Source organism: Devosia sp. (genome assembly GCF_028290645.1).
Taxonomy (GTDB): domain Bacteria; phylum Pseudomonadota; class Alphaproteobacteria; order Rhizobiales; family Devosiaceae; genus Devosia_A.
In genome coordinates this window covers 1-3,865 of record NZ_JAQGJL010000261.1, presented here as the reverse complement: position 1 = coordinate 3,865, position 3,865 = coordinate 1, and the positions used below count along the sequence as shown (strand labels likewise).

Below are 3,865 nucleotides of genomic sequence, written 5' to 3'. Positions count from 1 at the left end.
CGTCGAGCGCCATGCGGGCGCCGATCCCCAGCCGTTCGGCACGGGTCAGGGTGGCGTCGCGCACGCTGGGCGTCAGGTCGCCCCCGGCGCGCAGCAGCTCGGTGACGAAGAAGGCGTTGCCCACCGTGGCGCGATAGATCGGCCCGCTCTCCAGTCCGGCGTTCTGCGCCAGCGTCGCCACCGCCGCCTCGCTGAGCAGCGGCACGTCGATGCGGACGACGTTGCCGGGAGCGATATCGCCCAGCGCCCGGCGCAGCCGCCGCTGGCCCGGCAGAGCCTCGTTGCGCGCGGTGATCAGCATCAGGATATGTGTGTTGGCGATACGGCGGCCGAGATACCGCACCAGGTCGAGCGTCGCATCGTCGGCCCAGTGCAGATCCTCGATCACCAGCACCGTCGGCAGCGCTCCGGCGCCGAACACTTCTAGCGCCTCGGAGAACAGCGGCACGCGCTCGGCGCGATCGCCGATCCGGTCAAGCGGCCAGTGCGCCTCGCGAGCGAGATCGTAAAGCGGCCCCAGCGGATCGGGGATGCTGAGGTCCTCGCAGGCGCTGCGGAAAATCCGCGCCTCGGCGCCGATCGCGGCGGTGAAGGCGTCGACCAACGCGGTCTTGCCCGCCCCGGTTTCGCCGACGGCGGCGACGACGCGGCCTCGGCCGGCACCCGCCTCGGCCAGGTGCCCGCGCAGCGCATCCAGCTGCGTCTCACGCTCCAGCAGGATCATCCCTCAACCCTCTTAGGCTGCGACCTGACCCGAAGGCAGAGTCATCATACGACGTATGACTAACAGCATGTGCCGGCCTTATTCCATACCCCGGAAAAGTGGGCAATCGGTGGCGGCAATCTGGGTAATGGCGCCGATAGGCGTGAGGGGCCGCATGGGGCATTGTCCGCCATCGCCGGCCCCGAGGCCAGGCAGAACGCAAGGAGTGTTTGCCATGCCGCGTCTGAACGCAGAACCCGGTTTCCACCAATTCCCCCTTGATGACCCTGGGCCCGTGGCCGCCAGCGGCATCGCCGGACGCGCTGCCGGCAGGGGCGTGTCCTGGGTCAGGTCCTTCGTCTCCTCCCACCGGAGGCGCCGCCTGTCGGGCGCCGGCCGCCCGCAAAGGCACGCGCCGCCAGCCGACCGCAACAGCGAAGCCTTCGTGGTCGATACCTACTCCTATCGCTGAGCCAAGGGCGGGGCTGCCTCCGTATCCCCGCCCAGCGCCCAGCGTGATCTCGGAGGCGGCCGTTCCAGTCGCCCCCCGGCAACAGGCCGGCTCCGAGCAGCCAATCACCCCCCGCGAACTGCAGCGCCGCTCGGGCTTCCTGCCCGGCAGGTGAGGTTCGCCAACCAAGCGAGAAATCAAATGAACGCATCTACCTGGATCAAGACCGCCGCCGTGGCCTCCATCCTCTCGATCGGCGGCACCGGCCTCCTCATCTCCGCCGCGTCGGCTCATGACGCCGCCGCGCATGCCGACCTTCCCAACCCGCTGGCCGACGCCGTCCGCGCTGCCAATGACCGGTTCCAGGACGTGGCAGTGGCGAAGTCGGAGGGCTATGGGCCGATCCCCTGCGTCAGCGGCATCGACGGCGGCGCCATGGGCGTCCATTTCGTCTCCGAGGCGGCGCTCAAGGACGACGCCATCGACATCGCCCACCCCGAAGCGGTGATGTACGAGCCGCAGGCCGATGGGTCGATGCAGCTGATCGGCGTCGAGTACATCACCACCAAGGGGCCGGCCAATCTCGACGGGCACCTGTTCAGCTTCACCAACGCGCCCAACCGCTATGGCCTGCCGGCGTTCTACGAGCTGCATGTCTGGGCCTGGCGCCACAACCCCACCAGCGCCTTCGCCGACATGAACCCCGAGGTCTCGTGCGACGCCGTCGCCGTCGAGGCCCCGTAACCGCGGTGGCCCGCCGCCCGCGCCGGAGCGCGCGGCGGTGGGCCGCGCCTGCGCCAGAAGGTGATGCGGCAAAACGGGTCTTGAGAATACGGCCCCCCGGCCATATGGATGCCACAGGGAGGCAACGTGCCGTTTCGCTCGAAGAACATGGTGCGGGAGACGGTCGCCGCGTTTGCGGTGCTGGTCATCTATGCGCTCGTCCTGTTGCTTCCCCTGCATCAGGCCGCCGGCCTGCAGCGAGATCTGGCGAAGATCGGGTTCGAGACGATCACTGCGTCGTCGATCTGCATGGAACCGGCGCCGCGCGATGACGGCGGGAGCACCCCCAGCGCCGTCAAGTGCGCCGCAGCCGGCATCGCCAAGCACAAGTTCGCGACGATCGAGCCGGGCTCCGTGGCCATCCGCGTCGTCCGCACGACCGACCCGGCGCGATATGCGGCTGCGCCGCGGCTGGCGTCCCGCTCCATCCATGAGCATCCGAGTCAGGCGCGCGCCCCGCCAATGACGGTGTGATACGATATTCGGCAGATGCTGCCGATCGGACCCCATCGTCATTGGAGAGATCGCCATGATCCACATTCTCGCTCGCGCGGCCGCTGCCGCCGCTACGCTCGCCGTCCTCTGCGCCCCCGCTTTTGCCCATGTGACCCTCGAGGTCCAGGAAGCCGGGATCGGCTCCACCTATAAGGCCGTGGTCCGCATCCCTCATGGCTGCGGCAGCGAGGCCACCAACACCGTCCGCATCCAGATTCCGGAGGGCTTCTTCAACGTGAAGCCCATGCCGAAGCCCGGCTGGGACCTCAAGACCGTCACCGGTCCCTACGAGCACAGTTATGACGATTTCGGCACGCCGGTGACCGAAGGGGTCAAGGAAATCGTCTGGTCGGGCGGCAATCTCCCCAACGAGTGGTACGACGAATTCGTCTTCCGCGGCACCTTTGCCACCTCGCTCAAGCCGGGCCCGTTCTACTTCCCCACCATCCAGGAATGCGCCAATGGCGAAGAAGCCTGGATCGAATTGAAAGGGGGGGAGGACGCCGAAAAGCCGGCGCCGATGGTCAAGCTGGTCCCGGGCGGCGCTGCCGGGGATTGATCGCGACCGGGCGCGGGCAACCCCGGCGCCCGTCCGTTTCGCGTACCCCGGGAAGGATGTGATGCGACAGGCCTTTACCCGTCTCCTCTTCGTCTGCGCCACAGTACTGCTGCTGGCGCTCGCCGCCGTTCCGGTCGCCTACGCGCATGCCGCCCTGCTCGCGACCATGCCGGCGGACGACGCGGTCGTCGGTGTTGCCCCGCGAGCAGCCGAACTGCGTTTCAATGAGCCGGTCTCCCCCCTGGCGATCAAGCTGCTCGGACCGCACGGATCGGGCCGGGACCTGCTGGACGCCACGCAAGGCGGGGAGACCGTGACGGTCACCTTGCCCCAGGCGATGCCGCAGGGCACGTACCTGCTGAGCTGGCGCGTGGTTTCGACGGACGGCCATCCGATCGGCGGCTCGCTGGTGTTCTCGGTCGGCGCGGTGTCGGAGGTTGCGCCTGAGTTGGCCCCGACCGACCGGGCCGTGGCGGCAATCCTATGGGCCAGCAAAGCCGTCCTTTTCACAGCCCTGCTCGGCGGCATTGGCGGCATCGTGTTCGGCGCCGTCACGCCGTTGCCAGCCGTGTGCCAGCGGCTGTGCACGATACTGGTCGTCCTTGGACTGGTCGCCGTGCCGGTCTCCTTGGCGATGCAGGGCCTCGATGCCCTCGATCTCCCCCTCGCATCGATCGGGGACGGCAAGGTGTGGACCGCCGCCTTGTCGACCAGCTACGGCGTGACGGCGGCGACAGCGATGGTCGCATTCGCCTTGTCGCTCGCCGCGCTCGCCACCGGCCGGTCGCGCATTTCGGGGCTTCTTGCCTTGCTCGCACTTGCCACTGGAGCCCTCGCCATCGCCATGAGCGGGCACGCCAGCGCCGCCAGTCCC

General features: G+C 68.6%; 5 protein-coding genes. 4 read left to right on the top strand and 1 reads right to left on the bottom strand.

Annotated elements, in window-relative coordinates; translation table 11 throughout:
• A partial coding sequence (locus JWQ89_RS14295; RefSeq protein ID WP_299642076.1) for an AAA family ATPase occupies positions 1 to 724 on the bottom strand: 724 nt, incomplete at its 3' end.
• Between the two features lie 631 nt (positions 725 to 1,355).
• Here JWQ89_RS14295 and JWQ89_RS14290 point away from each other — a divergent pair.
• The 4 genes from JWQ89_RS14290 to JWQ89_RS14275 all read left to right on the top strand — a co-directional run.
• Entirely contained in the window at positions 1,356 to 1,898 is a 543-nt protein-coding gene (locus tag JWQ89_RS14290) for a hypothetical protein (protein WP_299642074.1), read from the top strand.
• 126 nt (positions 1,899 to 2,024) lie between these two features.
• The gene (locus tag JWQ89_RS14285; protein WP_299642072.1) at positions 2,025 to 2,411 is read left to right on the top strand and encodes a hypothetical protein; all 387 of its coding nucleotides are present in this window, start codon (positions 2,025 to 2,027) and stop codon (positions 2,409 to 2,411) included.
• Between the two features lie 55 nt (positions 2,412 to 2,466).
• A complete protein-coding gene (locus JWQ89_RS14280) occupies positions 2,467 to 2,991 on the top strand; it encodes a DUF1775 domain-containing protein (protein ID WP_299642070.1) in 525 nt (174 codons plus the stop codon).
• A gap of 61 nt (positions 2,992 to 3,052) precedes the next feature.
• A partial coding sequence (locus JWQ89_RS14275; protein WP_299642068.1) for a copper resistance CopC family protein occupies positions 3,053 to 3,865 on the top strand: 813 nt, incomplete at its 3' end.

Excerpts from the sequence above, each read along its gene's own strand:
- JWQ89_RS14290 (WP_299642074.1), top strand. The coding sequence starts at position 1,356 with ATGAACGCATCTACCTGGATCAAGACCGCCGCCGTGGCCTCCATCCTC.
- JWQ89_RS14280 (WP_299642070.1), top strand. The coding sequence starts at position 2,467 with ATGATCCACATTCTCGCTCGCGCGGCCGCTGCCGCCGCTACGCTCGCC.